This window comes from Pseudomonas sp. TMW22089 (genome assembly GCF_022496645.1).
Classification (GTDB): Bacteria; Pseudomonadota; Gammaproteobacteria; order Pseudomonadales; family Pseudomonadaceae; genus Aquipseudomonas; species Aquipseudomonas paraversuta.
The window spans coordinates 31,810-47,367 of record NZ_SCFG01000002.1 but is presented as its reverse complement, the minus strand read 5'-3'; the positions used below and the strand labels follow the sequence as shown (position 1 = coordinate 47,367).

General features: G+C 60.6%; 13 protein-coding genes. 6 read left to right on the top strand and 7 right to left on the bottom strand.

Translation table 11 applies throughout. The features are described 5' to 3' along the window. Positions 1-3: 3 nt before the first annotated feature. Genes cyoB through cyoE form a run of 4 tightly spaced genes read left to right on the top strand, consistent with a single transcriptional unit; the run spans position 4 to position 3,880 of the window. Positions 4-2,028, top strand: coding sequence for a cytochrome o ubiquinol oxidase subunit I (gene cyoB / locus EQV90_RS02555; RefSeq protein WP_003443538.1), 2,025 nt, complete (start codon positions 4-6; stop codon positions 2,026-2,028). Positions 2,029-2,031: 3 nt separating this feature from the next. After that, positions 2,032-2,655, top strand: coding sequence for a cytochrome o ubiquinol oxidase subunit III (locus EQV90_RS02550; RefSeq protein WP_003443536.1), 624 nt, complete (start codon positions 2,032-2,034; stop codon positions 2,653-2,655). Continuing rightward, positions 2,655-2,981, top strand: coding sequence for a cytochrome o ubiquinol oxidase subunit IV (cyoD, locus tag EQV90_RS02545; protein ID WP_003443534.1), 327 nt, complete (start codon positions 2,655-2,657; stop codon positions 2,979-2,981). The genes EQV90_RS02550 and cyoD overlap by 1 nt, the downstream gene beginning before the upstream one ends. Positions 2,982-2,992: 11 nt before the next feature. Further along, positions 2,993-3,880, top strand: coding sequence for a heme o synthase (gene cyoE / locus EQV90_RS02540; RefSeq protein ID WP_003443531.1), 888 nt, complete (start codon positions 2,993-2,995; stop codon positions 3,878-3,880). A 71-nt stretch (positions 3,881-3,951) separates the two neighbouring features. Here the strand turns inward: cyoE and EQV90_RS02535 are convergent, their stop codons facing one another. The 4 genes from EQV90_RS02535 to EQV90_RS02520 form a co-directional block, all read right to left on the bottom strand. Then, positions 3,952-5,265: an MFS transporter gene (locus EQV90_RS02535; RefSeq protein ID WP_232286831.1), complete on the bottom strand. Its 1,314-nt coding sequence runs from the start codon at positions 5,263-5,265 to the stop codon at positions 3,952-3,954. 36 nt (positions 5,266-5,301) lie between these two features. Then, the gene (locus EQV90_RS02530; RefSeq protein ID WP_240877721.1) at positions 5,302-6,762 is read right to left on the bottom strand and encodes an amidase; all 1,461 of its coding nucleotides are present in this window, start codon (positions 6,760-6,762) and stop codon (positions 5,302-5,304) included. A gap of 78 nt (positions 6,763-6,840) precedes the next feature. Next, positions 6,841-8,136, bottom strand: coding sequence for a carbohydrate porin (locus tag EQV90_RS02525; RefSeq protein ID WP_010655588.1), 1,296 nt, complete (start codon positions 8,134-8,136; stop codon positions 6,841-6,843). 274 nt (positions 8,137-8,410) lie between these two features. Next, complete coding sequence (locus tag EQV90_RS02520) at positions 8,411-9,922, bottom strand: PLP-dependent aminotransferase family protein (RefSeq protein WP_010655589.1); 1,512 nt, start codon at positions 9,920-9,922, stop codon at positions 8,411-8,413. Between the two features lie 295 nt (positions 9,923-10,217). On the opposite strand from EQV90_RS02520, the gene EQV90_RS02515 reads away from it, so the two are divergent. Further along, positions 10,218-10,913: a CerR family C-terminal domain-containing protein gene (locus EQV90_RS02515; RefSeq protein ID WP_003443517.1), complete on the top strand. Its 696-nt coding sequence runs from the start codon at positions 10,218-10,220 to the stop codon at positions 10,911-10,913. A gap of 136 nt (positions 10,914-11,049) precedes the next feature. Here the strand turns inward: EQV90_RS02515 and EQV90_RS02510 are convergent, their stop codons facing one another. The 3 genes from EQV90_RS02510 to tauA all read right to left on the bottom strand — a co-directional run bounded on the left by EQV90_RS02510 (position 11,050) and on the right by tauA (position 13,831). Continuing rightward, on the bottom strand, positions 11,050-11,919 hold the full coding sequence (locus EQV90_RS02510) for an ABC transporter permease subunit (protein WP_240877720.1): 870 nt from the start codon (positions 11,917-11,919) through the stop codon (positions 11,050-11,052). Next, positions 11,919-12,755 (bottom strand): taurine ABC transporter ATP-binding protein, encoded by an 837-nt coding sequence (locus EQV90_RS02505; RefSeq protein WP_003443515.1) that lies wholly within the window; start codon positions 12,753-12,755, stop codon positions 11,919-11,921. The genes EQV90_RS02510 and EQV90_RS02505 overlap by 1 nt, the downstream gene beginning before the upstream one ends. 71 nt (positions 12,756-12,826) lie before the next feature. Further along, complete coding sequence (tauA, locus tag EQV90_RS02500) at positions 12,827-13,831, bottom strand: taurine ABC transporter substrate-binding protein (protein WP_240877719.1); 1,005 nt, start codon at positions 13,829-13,831, stop codon at positions 12,827-12,829. A 183-nt stretch (positions 13,832-14,014) separates the two neighbouring features. On the opposite strand from tauA, the gene EQV90_RS02495 reads away from it, so the two are divergent. Further along, positions 14,015-15,514, top strand: a complete 1,500-nt coding sequence (locus tag EQV90_RS02495; RefSeq protein WP_240877718.1) for a PLP-dependent aminotransferase family protein — start codon at positions 14,015-14,017, stop codon at positions 15,512-15,514. The last annotated feature ends 44 nt before the right edge of the window (positions 15,515-15,558 follow it).

Below are 15,558 nucleotides of genomic sequence, written 5' to 3'. Positions count from 1 at the left end.
ACGATGTTTGGTAAATTAAGTTGGGAAGCGGTCCCGTTCCACGAGCCGATTGTCATGGTCACTATTGCCATGATCGCGCTCGGTGGTCTGGCACTGTTTGCAGCAATCACCTATTTCAAGAAGTGGACCTACCTGTGGACCGAATGGCTAACGTCAGTCGACCACAAGAAAATCGGCGTGATGTACATCATCGTCGCCATGATCATGCTTCTGCGCGGCTTTGCCGACGCCATCATGATGCGTACCCAGCTGGCCATGGCCACCGAGGGTTCGCCTGGCTACCTGCCGCCTGAACACTATGACCAGATCTTCACCGCTCACGGTGTGATCATGATCATCTTCATGGCGATGCCATTCTTCACCGGCCTGATGAACCTTGCAGTGCCGCTGCAGATCGGCGCGCGTGACGTGGCCTATCCGTTCCTTAACTCCCTGAGCTTCTGGCTGCTGGTGTCCGGCGTTGTGCTGGTCAACCTGTCGCTGGGCGTCGGCGAGTTCGCCAAAACCGGTTGGGTTGCCTATCCGCCACTGTCGGGCCTGCAGTACAGCCCTGGCGTGGGGATGGACTACTACATCTGGGCGCTACAGCTATCGGGGCTAGGTACGACGTTAACCGGGGTTAACTTCCTGGCGACCGTGCTGAAAATGCGTGCTCCTGGCATGAAGCTGATGGACATGCCGATCTTCACCTGGACCTGCACCTGGGCCAACGTCCTGATCGTGGCTTCGTTCCCGATCCTGACCGCTACCCTGGCACTGCTGACACTTGACCGTTACATGGATTTCCACATTTTCACCAGTGAACTTGGTGGCAATCCGATGATGTACGTCAACCTGTTCTGGGCGTGGGGTCACCCTGAGGTATACATCCTCATTCTGCCGGCATTCGGGATCTTCTCTGAAGTCATCTCGACCTTCACCGGCAAGCGTCTGTTCGGTCACCACTCGATGGTCTACGCCAGCGGCGCGATCTCGATCCTGGGCTTCATGGTCTGGCTGCACCACTTCTTCACCATGGGTTCGGGGGCCAGCGTCAACGCCTTCTTCGGCCTGGCGACGATGCTGATTTCGATCCCGACGGGGGTGAAGCTATTCAACTGGCTGTTCACCATCTATCAAGGTCGTCTGCGTTTCACCAGCCAGGTTCTGTGGACCCTGGGCTTCATGGTGACCTTCGCCATCGGCGGCATGACCGGCGTACTGCTGGCCATTCCGGGTGCTGACTTCGTACTGCACAACAGCCTGTTCGTAATTGCTCACTTCCATAACGTGATCATCGGCGGCGCAGTATTCGGCTACATCGCAGGCTTCAGCTTCTACTTCCCTAAAGCGTTCGGCTTCAAGTTGAACGAATCCTGGGGCAAGGCAGCATTCTGGTTCTGGATCTCGGGCTTCTTCGTCGCGTTCATGCCGCTCTATGCACTGGGCTTCATGGGCATGACCCGTCGTCTGAACGCCAGCACCAACCCTGAGTGGGTGCCTTACCTGTACGTGGCTCTGTTCGGCGCTGTACTGATCGCTATCGGTATCGCTTGCCAGCTGATCCAGCTGTACGTCAGCGTGCGTGACCGCAAGCTGCCACAGAACGCCTGCGAACACGGCGATCCATGGAATGGCCACACCCTGGAATGGTCGACTTCGTCGCCACCTCCTTTCTACAACTTTGCTGTCGTGCCACGCGTTGACACCATCGATGCGTTCACCGAAGCCAAGGAAAACGGCACTGCTTACCAGGCTCCGGCCAAGTACTCGCCGATCCACATGCCTAACAACACCGCTACCGGTGTGTACATGGGTGCTTTGCTGACCGTGTTCGGTTTCGCAATGATCTGGCACATCTGGTGGCTGGCCATCGTTGGTCTGGTTGGCACTGTCGTGGTCTTCGTTGCCCACGCTGCCCGTGACGACCAGGGCTATATGGTGCCGGTTGAGACCATCGAGCGTATCGAGGCCGAGCAGCACAAGCGTCTGGTAGCCGCCAAAGCAATCCCGGCTACCCGTGTTGAAACCAAGTTGGAACAGGCTTAAACCATGTCGAACTTAGCGACCACTGCTGGACACGCTCATGGTCACGACCATGAGCACGAGGAACACCACGACGCGGGCGAGACTACCGTATTCGGTTTCTGGCTCTACCTGATGACCGACTGCATTTTGTTCGCGTCGATCTTCGCGGTATATGCAGTTCTGGTTAACAACGTAGCGGGTGGCCCGTCGGGCCACGACATCTTCGAGCTGCCTTACGTACTGGGTGAAACCGCCCTGTTGCTGTTCAGCTCGATCACCTACGGCTTCGCCATGCTGGCGTTGTTCAAGGGCAAGAAACAGCAGGTATTGTTCTGGCTGGCCATGACGTTCCTGCTGGGCGCCGGCTTTATCGCCATGGAAATCAACGAATTCCATCTGTTGATCTCCGAAGGCTACGGCCCTAGCCGTTCAGGCTTCCTGTCCGGGTTCTTCACCCTGGTCGGTACCCACGGTCTGCACGTGACCAGCGGTCTGATCTGGATGGCGATCATGATGTATCAGGTGCAGAAAAATGGCCTGACGTCGACCAACAAGACCCGTCTGAGCTGCCTGAGCCTGTTCTGGCACTTCCTGGACGTGGTCTGGATCTGCGTATTCACCGTTGTTTACCTGATGGGGACTTTGTAATGGCTAACGCACATTCCGACGGCGCCAACCACGGCAGCGTGAAGTCCTACGCAATTGGCTTCATCCTGTCTGTAATCCTGACTGTCATTCCGTTCGGCCTGGTGATGTACCCAAGCCTGCCGAAAATGACCACCCTGGCGATCGTGCTGTTGTTCGCCGTGGTGCAAGTAGTTGTTCACCTGGTGTACTTCCTGCACCTGGACCGCTCGGCGGCACAACGCAACAACGTCACGGCGCTGGTATTTGCCGCGATGGTTATCGTTCTGCTGGTGGGCTTGTCCCTGTGGATCATGTTCAGTATCCACACCGAAATGATGGCGAAGTGAGGTAAAACCCGATGTCCTTCAAGCACTTTATCCAAATCACCAAACCGGGGATCATTTTCGGTAACGTGCTTTCTGTGGCAGGCGGGTTTTTCCTGGCCTCGAAGGGGCATTTCGATCTTGCCCTCTTCCTGGCCGCGGTAATCGGCACCTCCCTGGTGGTTGCGTCCGGTTGCGTGTTCAACAACTGCATCGACCGCGACATCGACATCAAGATGGACCGCACCAAGAACCGGGTACTGGTACAAGGTTTGATCTCCCTCAAGGTGGCATTGATCTACGCCACCTTGCTGGGGGTTGCCGGCCTGGTACTGCTGTATCGCGTGGCCAACCCGCTGGCGGCATTGTTCGCCGCGATCGGCTTCGTGATCTACGTCGGTCTGTACAGCCTGTACTTCAAGCGCAAGTCGGTTCACGGCACGCTCATAGGCAGTCTGTCGGGTGCAATGCCGCCGGTTATCGGCTACGTCGCAGTCAGCAATAACTTCGACATGGCCGCGCTGACCTTGCTGGTGATGTTCAGCCTGTGGCAGATGCCGCATTCCTACGCCATCGCGATCTTCCGCTTCAACGATTACCTGGCCGCATCGATTCCGGTGTTGCCAGTGAAGCGCGGGATCAAGGTTGCCAAGAAGCACATCCTGCTCTACATCCTCGCGTTCCTGATCGCGACCCTGATGCTCACCCTTGGCGGTTACGCCGGCATGAGCTACATGGCCGTGGCAGCTGCGATGGGCATGTACTGGCTGTACATGGCGTGGACCGGTTACAAGGCGGTCGACGACAAGGTCTGGGCACGCAAGCTGTTCGTGTTCTCGATCTTTACCATTACCGCCCTGAGCGTCATGATGTCCCTGGACTTCAAAGTGCCTGCTGAGTTGTTACTGACTTACGCGCACTGAGTTAGCCAGATCAAAAAAGCCCCGCCTTCGAAAGAAGAGCGGGGCTTTTTTTTGCCGCCGATTCCTGTGGCTCAGGGGTTTAACCGGGTTGCCGCATTATCGGCATAAGGCCGCAGCACGCTCAGCAGCAACCCGCTGGCCAGCAGGTAGCTGCTGGCACAGATCACCAGCGACCAGCGCAGTGCATCCACTCCCAGTGCGGGCGTCAGATGGTCGCTCAGTACCCCCACCGCCAAGGGTCCGAAACCCGCACCCAGGGCCATGATCCCGAAGTTATACAGGGCAATCATGGTCGCCCGGCGCTCAGGGGCGACCAGCTGGGCGATGGCGGTGTAGCTCGGTGCCATCCACCACATGCCGAACACTGACATGCCGAACATGAAGACAGCGGCTTGCGGTACTTGCAGCGCCCCCAGCGACCAGGGATTGCCCGCCGGGTAAAGGGCAAACGCAATGGCCATCGGGCAGGCGATCAACGCCCCGACAATGGGCACACCCAGTTGCCAGCGGCTGTCATGCCGGGCCAGGCCTGCGCTCAGCCAACCGCTGGAAAGTGAACCGATAATGGCCCCCGGCCCGGCAGCGAGGCCCATGATGATCCCGGCGTCCTTGAGGCTCAGGCCGTGGCTGCGCACCAGAAAGGCAGTGCTCCAGATGCTGAAGGCGTAACTGGCAAAGGCCAGCAGGGCTCCGGCCATGGCAATCCGGACAAAGGTTGTGCACTGCCAGGCGGCTCGCATCACCTGCATCAGGCTTTCATGGGGTAAGTCGGGGCGTGACTGGCTGGCTTTTTCCCAGAGTCCGCGCAACGGCTCGGTCGCCGTAAAGCGCAGCAGCACGGCGGCAATGATCCCCGGAACAGCCATCCAGATAAACGCTTCGCGCCAGCCGTGGTAATACGCGATCCAGGCTCCCAGGCTCATGCCCAGCAGGGCGCCGATGGGAGCACCGAGCATGAACACGCTGATGGCCTTGGATCGCTGCTGCGGTGGATACAGATCCACGATCATCGACATCGACGCGGCACCGCTGCCGGACTCGCCTACAGCGACACCGATGCGGGCCAGTGCCAGGCTCAGGAAGTTCCCGGAAAACCCGCAGAGCATGGCCATGACGCTCCAGAAAGCACAGCACCAGCCAATCAGATTGCGTCGGTTGCCACGGTCGGCGTAGCGTCCCAGGGGGATCGCAAACACACAGTAGATCAACGCAAAAGCCAGGCCGGTGAGCAGACCGATCTGGGTGTCGGAAACCTGAAACTCGGCCTTGACCGGTTCAATCACCACGCCCATGACCTGGCGATCAATCAGGCTGACAGCCGAAATCAGGAACAGCACAAACAAGGTGTAATGACGGCGAAATCCGCTGACCTGGGTGTTCATCATTTCAATCCTGTGCGGCAGTGTTGATGGTTGAGGGTGTTACAGCTGCGGGCGCCGACCGGCCCAGGGGCTGGCCAGTTCGAGTTGCCCGGCCAGTTGCAGCAACAGGTCTTCGCGGCACAGGCCAGCGGTAAACATCATGCCCACGGGCAAGCCCTCAGGGCTGGTGCCCAGCGGCACCGACATCGAAGGCTGGCCAGTGACATTGGCCAGCACGGTGTAGCCGATGCTGGCGACGACACCCTGAATATAATCCCCATAGTCCTGGTCCAGGCTGGCGAGCCCCAGCTCGGGGGTGACACTGCTGGTGACCGGGCTGAGCAACAGATCGTAGTCGTTGAATACATGCTCCATGCCACTGCCGATCAGTTCAAAGGCGCGTCGCGCACGGTACAGGCTTTCAGCGCTGAGGGCGGTGGCGTCCGTCAGTAAATGACGACTGATACGCTCCAGCTCATGGGGGTGAAAGCTGCGGCCCAGCACCGCTTCGCGATCACGTACGGCGGCCAGCAGGGTTGCCGCACCGACAGTCCCGTGGGCGCTGTATAGCTGTTGTGGATCAATCGGCAGCGTCAAAGGCGTAACCCGGTGTCCGAGGCTCAACAGCAATTCAACAGTACTGTGCAGAATCGAGCGGATATCGGGGGCCAGTTCAATGCCGGTCATGGCCTGATCAACCACGCCAATGCGCAACGAACCGGGGGCTCGCCCCACGGCTTCGCTGAAACTCCCGGTCTGCGGTGCCAGCCAGTACGGGCTGCCATATTCGTGACCGTGGCTGGCATCCAGCAACAGCGCCGAATCGCGCACGCTGCGTGACACCACATGCCCGCAACTGGCACCGAACCAGCCTTCAAAGGCCTGTGGCCCCTGGGGGTTGCGGTAGCGGGTGGGCTTGAGGCCAAACACCCCGCAATAGGACGCCGGGATGCGGATCGAACCGCCGCCGTCGGTGGCGTGGGCCACCGGCACTATGCCTGCCGCCACGGCCGCTGCCGCCCCTCCCGACGAGCCACCGGCACTGTGGGCCAGGTTCCACGGGTTACGGGTCTGGCCCCACAGCGACGACTCGGTGGTGGTGCTCAGACCAAATTCGGGGCTGGCGGTTTTGCCGAAAATCAGCATGCCTGCGTCCTGATAGCGCTGGACGATGGTGCTGTCAAAGGTGGCAGGCGGGGCGTCTGCCAGTAGCCGCGAGCCATTGCTGGTCACGGTGCCCCGCAGGTGGGTGTTCAGATCCTTGAGCAGCATCGGCACCCCGGCCAGAAGCCCCGAGCGTTCTGTACCGGTGGCACGGCGTGCCTGCAGGATCGTCGCGGCATGGTCGTCATGGCGCATGTTCACGGCGTTGATCTGCGGGTTGACTGCATCACAGCGGGCTTGCGCCCCATGGAGCAGTGCCTGGCCCGAGAGTTCGCCGCAGCGGACCGCTTCGGCCATGGCCGTGGCGTCCAGCGACAAGTAGTCAGCGGCGGATAATTGATTCACTTCAGTGCTCATGTTTTCTGGCCTCGCGAAAGGATTTCGCCCTGCAGATGACGGGGCGAAATCAGGCTGCTATGGGCTGCGGTCCGGGTCTTAAAACAGGAAGTTCAGCGATTCCTGCCACAACAGGGCATCGGAATGAATCGGGGTAAATACCGGGTTTTTGGTGTAGGTCAGGCCGCTGATCAAGTACACCCCGGGGATCAGCCGGGCGGCATAGGAGGCGGTCACGGCCAGGGTATAGGGCGCGCTTTCCTGGCCGTAGGCCCGGGTGGCTTTGCGTAAATCGTCGCTGTAGTAACTTTTGGTCAGGCCCACGGCGGCCATGTCTGCGGGGCGGCTGGCGAACGGGCCGATGTTGAAGGCGCTGATCTGGAATGCCTTGTTGATGGCGTTGACCGAGTCGGGGGAGTAATCGATTTTGCTGTCCAGGTACCAGCCCCGTGCATCGCCGTAGGGCTTGCTGACCTGCACCGTTTCGGCCAGATACACCCCGTAGTTGTTGTCCGACTTCCTGGTGCTCAAAAACTCGGTGTACTCACTGCTGTTGTACATCGCTCCGGCCCGCAGCCACATGCCGTTGGTGGTCGGGGAGGCGGCCTGTTTGTAGCCGGCCTCGTTGATGAACAGGGCGCGGGCATCCTGCACACTCAGGCGAAAGCCGCTGGGGTTGAGATCGATGTCTTTTTGAATGCCTTCGGGGCTGACGCTGCGGGTCACGGCGGTACTGTTGTAAAAGTGCAGCGATGGGTCGCGGACGATGACGTTGAAGGTGGGCGTCGGCTCGGTGGCGGACATCCCGACCTGGAACGGCACCACACTGCTGGGCCCCAGAGCGGCGGTGGACGCACTGCCACCCAGGGCCATGCCGTAGAACAACCGCACACCGGGGATAAAGCCGTATTCCAGCTCCAGCTGGTGGTCGAAAAAGGACTGGTTGATGGCAAACACCGACATGGTTTTGACCCGCGGGTTGGCCGGGGTGTAGGTCGAGTCCACCCAGTTGCCCGACAGCGTCAGCTGGGCATCGTTGGCAAAACCGATGCGGGTCAGGTCGTAGGTCAGGTACAGATTGACCGAGGTGTTGTAGCTGGGGTTCTGGCCGTTGTACACCTGGGGTTTTCCATTGTGGCCCAGCACGTCATAGGTGTAGCCGTTGTACGAGGTGGCGGTGAAGCCGATGCCGTGCTCGGCCAGTTCCTTGCGCAGCCCCCACAGTTCGGGGTTGATGCGTGCACAAACCGGCACGTTCTTGAATGACAGTTCGGCGCGGGTCAGGGTTTTTTCGTATTGCGCGCACGCTGGCGCTGCTGGAGTGTCAGCGGCCAGCGCGTGATGAGCAAAGGCTGTCGCGGCAACGCAGACGGCTAACGAAGACTTGGAGCACATAGTGTGAGGTTCCCATCCTTAAAATGTTTTCAGGACGACGCCAGGTGTGTGGTGGTCAGCATTAGTACTGCATTTTCACAACCAGCGGATGGGGCCAACGGTGAGTATCGATGAGGCCAGCAGCCAAGGCAAAATCTGTAGTCGCTGACCAGGCACGAGCCTGCGATAAGGGCCGCAGGCCCGGCAAAATTTCAGGGTCGCTGCGTAACCCATCGCAGCCTTGTGCCTGGTCAGCGATCAGCGCTGGGGAAAGTGTTGTTGTGGTGCAAGTCCCTCAGGAGCGCACAACCCCGGGGCGCCGGGCGTGGCTGTTGATGACCTGGCCCAATAGCTGGATCCCGGGCGCAATCAACTCCTGGGCAATGGAGCCAAATCCCAGGCGAATGCTCGGCCGGGTCAGGGTGTCGGGATCAAGGCAGAACGCATTGCCCGGATCAAACAGCACGCCTTTGGCCACGCCTGCGTAGTACAGGCTCAGCAGGTCATGCCGGCCCGCCAGTTTCAGCCACAGGGTAGCGCCGCCACTGGGCATGGCGAACTCGGCGTCGGGCAATGCTTCACGCAGTGCCCGGGTTACCGCGAGGGCGCGCAGCTGCAGGTTCTCCCGGGCCTGCTGCAACAGACGGTCGTAGTGGCCTTGCTGAATAAACAGCGCTGCGGTGATCTGATTGTTGCCGGGGATTTGCCGAATCATCAGGCGTTGCAACTGACGCAACTGCTCGATGACGGGGGCGGGTGCCACGATGTAGCCGATGCCCAGCCCCGGTGACAGCAGTTTGGACAAACTGCTGAGATAGATCACCCGCTGCGCCGGGTCGATGGCCTTGAGGGCCGGCAAGGCGTGGCCGTCATATTCGGTTTCGGGGTCGTCATCGTCCTCGAACAGCACCTGGTCATGCCGTTGCGCATGTTCGAGCAGGGCCAGCCGCCGGGCCTGGCTCATGGTCACCCCGGTGGGGCACTGGTAGGCCGGCGTGCAGTACAGGTAGTCGCACTGTGCCAGGGCCGGGGAAATTTGCAGCCCCTGCTCGTCGACGGGCAAGGGCAGCACCTGGGCGCCATCGTGGGCAAAGGCATTGCGCGGATCGCGATAGCCGGGTTCTTCAACCCCGATGACGCTGCCCGGTCGGGCAAATAATCGCGCCAGCAAGTAAAAGCTCTGCTGACGGCCCAGGGTCAGCAGCACTTGATCGTGGGTCGCAGCAATTCCGCGGCGGGGCAACACGCGGCGAATCAACTGGTCGATCAACTGGCTTTCACCAACGTTCTCGCCTTCTTGCCACCAGCGATCCACCGCTTTGACCTCCAGGGCCTGACGGCTGCACTGGCGCCACTGCGAGAGCGGAAACTGCTTGGGATCGAACTGGCCGTAGATGAAGGGGTAGCGCACTTCGCGCCAGATCGGCGGGCGATCGGCCCACACTATTTCAGGCCCGGCGCGGTGCATGCGGGCAGACCAGTCCGGCGGCTGCGCTGTCGGGGCGGGCGAGGCCCGGGCCTGTTGCGTCGGGGTAATGGCCCCGCAAACAAAGAACCCGTCGCGGGGGCGTGAATCCACATACCCCTCGGCCACCAGTCGCTCATACACCAGCACCGCGGTGTTGCGCGAAACCCCGGTCAGCAGCGCCAGATCCCGACTCGACGGCAGGCGTGTACCGGCGGGCAAACGTCCCTCCAGCATGGCTGTGACAAAGGCGGTGCACAGTTGAACCTGCAGCGGTTCATCATGCTTGCGCACTTTGGGCAGCAGCTGGCGCCACATCAAATCATGCTGGCTGGAGCGCATGGGTAACCCTGGATCATTCGGCGGAACGCCACCCTAACCCAAGACTCTTTTGCAGCGCTATGGAGTCTTTGATCAGTTGCCCGTCACTGTGCACCCGGTCCAGCTCTGCGCGGTACCGGGTACGGTTTTCAGCGGCTTGCGCGAGTGATGCCGTTGAGTTGGTCGGTCAGCCGGCTGATGTACGGTCATGGTGGCCTGAATTGTTAGCCGTTGAATAATTACTGCGATCGGTAAAGTTATTTCTATCGATATAAATTGAGGCACACTCGCCTCCTCATCGATCAAGGAGAAACCCATGAGCACCATTCACCGGCGCCGATCAGCCAGCGAAGGCGGTTACCCCTGTGGGGATGAAACCAGTGCGCGGATTATCGAAGCAGCGTTGAAGCTGTTCGGCGAGCAGGGTTACGAGGGTGCATCGACACGAGAAATTGCCGAGTTGGCAGGGGCCAATGCGCCTGCGCTCAATTACTATTTCAAAAGCAAGGAAGGGGTCTATAACGCCTGCATCGAACATATGGTCGAGCACATCTGGGACTTCCTGGCGCCGACCATCGAAGAGGCGCAGGCGCAACTGGGTGGCCGGCCCGACACTGAGCAGCTGATTGAAACCTTCTGCTCGATCCAGAGCAGAATTGCCGAGTTCATGCTGGTTTCCAACCGCACCAGCAGCTGGCGCAAGTTTTATGCGCGCGAGCAGTCCGGGTTGGGGCCGAATGCAGGTGAAGAGGTGATCAACCAGCGCATTGGCCAGCGCATTATCGGTGTGACCAGTGGCATCATCTCGCGGTTGATGGGGCCGCAGGCGAGTCAGGAGGAGTGCATCCTGCGCTCCATGACCCTGACCGGGCAGTTGCTGCCATTCCACCTGACCCGTGCCAGCTCGCTCAGGGCGCTGGACTGGGATGTGCTGACGCCGAAGCGCTACGCCCTGTTGATGAAGATAGTGCACGAGCAGACCGTGGCCCTGTTGCGCGGCCTGGCGCGATAAAACCGCTGCAAACAAACGGGCATGCCCGCGCCGTCCTCTGCAGGAGCGAGCTTTTATCGAACCGATATTGATTGGCAAAAGAATGCAGTCTTCTTGAGAAGCTCGATCCAGCAGGGTTACAGGAATGATGTTGCACTTACCCCCGGCCTTTCCACGGCACCAGTCTGCGCTCTAGCCAGCGCATCCCCAGGTCGAACAGCAGCGCCAGTACGCCGATCATCAGGATGCCCATGATCACCACGTCGGTGGCCATGAACTTGGACGCTGTGAGTACCATGAACCCCAGCCCTGCGGTGGCTGCGACCATTTCCGCCGCCACCAGGGTGGTCCAGCCAAAACCTATGGCGATGCGCATTCCGGTGAGTATTTCGGGCAACGCGGCGGGCAGGATCACGTACTTGAGCACCTGCCCCCGGCTGGCGCCCATCGAGTACGCCGCATGGATTTGCTCGATGGCCACCGACTTGACGCCGGCCCGGGCACTCAGAGCCAACGGGGCGAACATTGCGAGGTAGATCAACAGCACTTTCGAGCCTTCGCCGATGCCCATCCAGATCACCACCAGCGGCAGGTAGGCCAGCGGCGGCAAGGGCCGATAAAACTCCACCAGCGGGTCGAACATCCCGCGGGCGACCCGATTGACGCCCATCAAAATACCCACCGGAATCGCCGTCAACGCGGCCAGTGCAAAGGCGCCAAATACCCGCAAGGCACTCCAGCCTATGTGGGTCAGCAGGCTGGCATCGGCAAAACCGTCGCGACTGACATCCACGATTTGCGCCCATACCGCTTGCGGTGAGGGCAGAAACAACGGTTTGATCCAGCCGTTACGGGTGGCCAAGAACCACAGGGCGACTATCACGCAGACGGTGCCGAAGCTGAGCAGCAGACTTGAGCCGTTACCCGGGGCACCGTATTGCTCGCCCGGTCTGGCGGGAGCTGCGCGGCGCAGTTCGTTCAGGGTGCGCAGTACGGCATTGCGTTGTTTTTCATCTAGCAGGCTCATTACGCCGCCTCCTCATCACCGTGGATGATGCTCAGGATCTGCTCGCGCAGGGCAATAAAGTCAGGGCTGGATTTCACCGCGCGGGCATCCCGGCATTCGAGAAAACGCTGGCCGAAATCCACCGCGAATTCATGGGTGATACGCCCCGGACGCGGTGACATGATGATCAGGCGGGTGGCCATGAACAGTGCTTCTTCCACATCGTGGGTGATGAAAAACATCATCTTTTGCGTGCGCTGCCAGATCTCCAGAATCAGCTCCTGCAAGCGTTCCCGGGTCAGGGCATCCAGCGCCCCCAGGGGCTCGTCCAGCAACAGCATTTTCGGATCGTTGGTCAGGGCCCGGGCGATCCCGACCCTTTGCTGCATGCCGCCCGACAGTTGATACGTGGCGTGGTCGCGAAACTCCGCGAGCCCGGTCAATTGCAAAAAATGCATGGCCCGCTCATAGCGCTCGGCGCGGGCAATACCGCGCAACTTGAGGCCGAAGGCGACGTTGTCGATCACATTCAGCCACGGCAACAGCGCGTGCTTCTGGAACACCACGCCGCGCTCGGCACCGGGGCCGGTGACTTGATCGCGCAACTCGGCGCCATGGATCCGTGCCGGCACCAGGCCGTGATAATCGCCCAAAGTAATCACGCCGCTGCTGGGTTGAATAAACCCGGCCATCAAATTCAGCAGCGTGGTTTTACCGCAACCCGAGGCGCCCAGGGCGACCACAAAATCTCCGGCGGCGATGTCCAGGTTGACCCCGGACAAGGCACGCACCGGCTGACCCTTTTGCTGTCCCGGATAGAGCACCGAAACATCATGGATTTTAAGGCTGAGGCTCATGGTGGATTCCTCTTTTGTTCGCTGAGTCATGTGGGAGCCGGCAAGCGCGCTCCCACAATCGGGTGACTGGTTTATTTGATGTTTTGCACAAATGCCGGGTTGATCGCCACGCTGTAGTCGGGCAACAGCGCCGGGATCTTCTTTTGCGCCTTGAGGAAGTCCGCGGTGGCTCCCAGGGCCTTGGCGGCCCCGCCGCCCAGCCACGCGGTACCTGCCTGTTCGCTGGCCAGCGGGAACCGGTACAGCGCCAGTACCTGCGGCACTTCATCAGGTTTGGCCCCGGATTGTCTGGCCACGTTGATCACCTGCGGCGAATCGGCGGTCCAGGTTTTTGGCGCGTTGACGTAACTGGCGGTACTGTCTTGCAACACCTGGGTAAAGGCCTGCATGCCCGGGCCGTTTTCGGCAGCGAATTTTTTGTCCACCACCAGCCCGTCAAATGTGGCCTTGCCCCAGTGGGTCAACTGGCCGGACGTCAGCAGTACATGACCGCTCTGTTTGAGGCGGCCCAGTGCCGGGTCCCAGATAAACGCCGCATCGATATCCCCACGTTCCCACGCGGCCGGAATGTCCGAGGGTTGCAGGTTGATGACCTTGACCTTGCCGGTCAGGCCGAACTGCTCAAGGGCAAACAAGGCGTGAAAGTGGGTGGTCGAGACGAACGGCACCGCCAGGGTTTTGCCCGCCAGATCCTGGGGCGCGACGATGCCGCTGCCATTGCGCACCACCAGCGCCTCGGCGTCGGCGATGTTGTCGAGAATCCAGAACAGTTGCGCGTCCACGCCGCGACTCAGCGCCGCGGCAATCGGGCTGCTGCCGGCCACCCCGATCTGCACATCGCCCGAGGCCATGGCCAGCATCACGTCGCCGCCGCTGTCGAAGTTGCGCCACTTGATGTCCCAGCCGGTGGCCATTTCGAAAGCTTGCCGGGCGATGGCGTCCTTCCATGGCGCAAACATGCTTTGCACGCCGATGGTGACGGTTTGCGCCTGGGCATTGACCGCCAGACCCAGGGTCAGGGCGGTGAGCGGCAGCAACACCGCGCGACGAATCCATTTATTCAGGGGCTTGAGCATGGTGAGGCTCCGGGAAGGGGAAGGCGTTGTTTGAGTCAGCCCGATCTTAGGCGGCGGCCCGAAGCTTGCTTTAGATCCAGTTGCTGCAACCTGTGGTGCCAGAGGTCGTTGCAGGCCTTGCGGGGCAAGGGCTGTAGCGTATCGGGTGCGTCATAAGGGTGCGCCGGGGCAGGAGCTTGAGCCATGTTGGAGCGTTATTTCCGGCCCTTTGAAACCGGGCGCGGGTTACAGGAGCAACTGCGTGAGAGTCTGGTCAGCGCGATTCTGGACGGCGCCATGCCCCCCAGTGAGCCGATGCCGTCGTCGCGCAAACTGTGTGAACTGCTCAAGGTGTCGCGCAACACCGTGGTGCTGGTCTACGAACAGTTGGTACAGGACGGTTACCTGATCCCCTCGGATCGGCGCGGCCACTTCATTAACGAGAAGTACCTGCGTCAGCAACTCAACCTCAGCCTCAAGCCGGCCACCCGCAAGATTTTCGAGCGCCCCGATCACGCGCCGGACTGGGAGGCCCGCCTGCAAAGCAGCTCGTCGCGTTTGCGGGCCATTGTCAAACCGCGCAACTGGCGCGAGTACCGTTACCCGTTTATTTATGGCCAGGTCGAGGCTGACGAACAAACGGCTGCCCGCTGGCGTGACTGTTCGCGTATCGCCAGCACCGGCGCGCATATGCGCAGCTGGGTCGATGATCAGGTGATGCTCGACGATCCATTGCTGGTGGAACAAATCATCCAGCGGGTACTGCCCAGGCGCGGCATCAGCGTCTCGGCGCAAGAAATACTGGTGACCATCGGTACCCAGAATTCGCTGTACATGCTGGGACAACTGCTTGGCCGCCCGGGGTTGGTGATGGGGCTGGAAGAGCCGGGCTATGTCGATGCGCGCAATATTTTCGGCCTCAGCGGCTGTGAACTGAAACCGCTGTGCATTGACCGTCAGGGATTGGTGGTCGATGCACAGCTGGATGGCTGCGAGATGCTGTTCTGTACCCCCAGCCATCAATCGCCCACCGGCGTGACCATGCCGCTGTATCGGCGCTTGGAGCTGATGGCCAGCGCCCGGGAACGGGACTTTTTGATCATCGAAGACGACTACGAAAGCGAGCAGAATTTTTTGGGCAGTAACCATCCGGCGCTCAAGAGTTTTGATGACAGTGGCCGGGTGATCTATCTGGGCAGCCTCACCAAAAGTCTGTTGCCGGGGCTACGTTTGGGGTTTATTGCGGCCGATGCGGAGTTGATCCATGAGCTGCGTGCGCTGCGTCGCTATATCTACCGGCATCCGCCGTCGAATAACCAGCGTGCGCTGGCGCTGTTCCTGTCCATGGGCCATTACGATGCCCATGGGCGGCGCTTGCGTGACCGGCTGGCGCGTAAATGGCGGGTAATCAGCCGGGCGATGGCCGAACACCTGCCCGAGTTCAATGCCACCGGCATGGCGGGCGGGTCATCGTTGTGGGTTCGTTGCCCGCCGGGTGTCGATGCCTGGGTCCTGCAACGGCTGGCGGCCAGGCGCGGGGTATTGATCGAGCCGGGGGATATCCACTACCTGAGCGAACATCGCCCGCGCAATTGTTTCCGGCTGGGGTTTGGCGCGATTGCCCAAGAGCTGATCGAACCCGGGATTACCGCCCTGGGCGCGGCATGGCGGGAGATGAGCAGGAGCGAGCTTGCCTCGCGATGACGGCGGCGCGGTTTTGCAGAGGCAACGAGGTGATTGCATCGCGA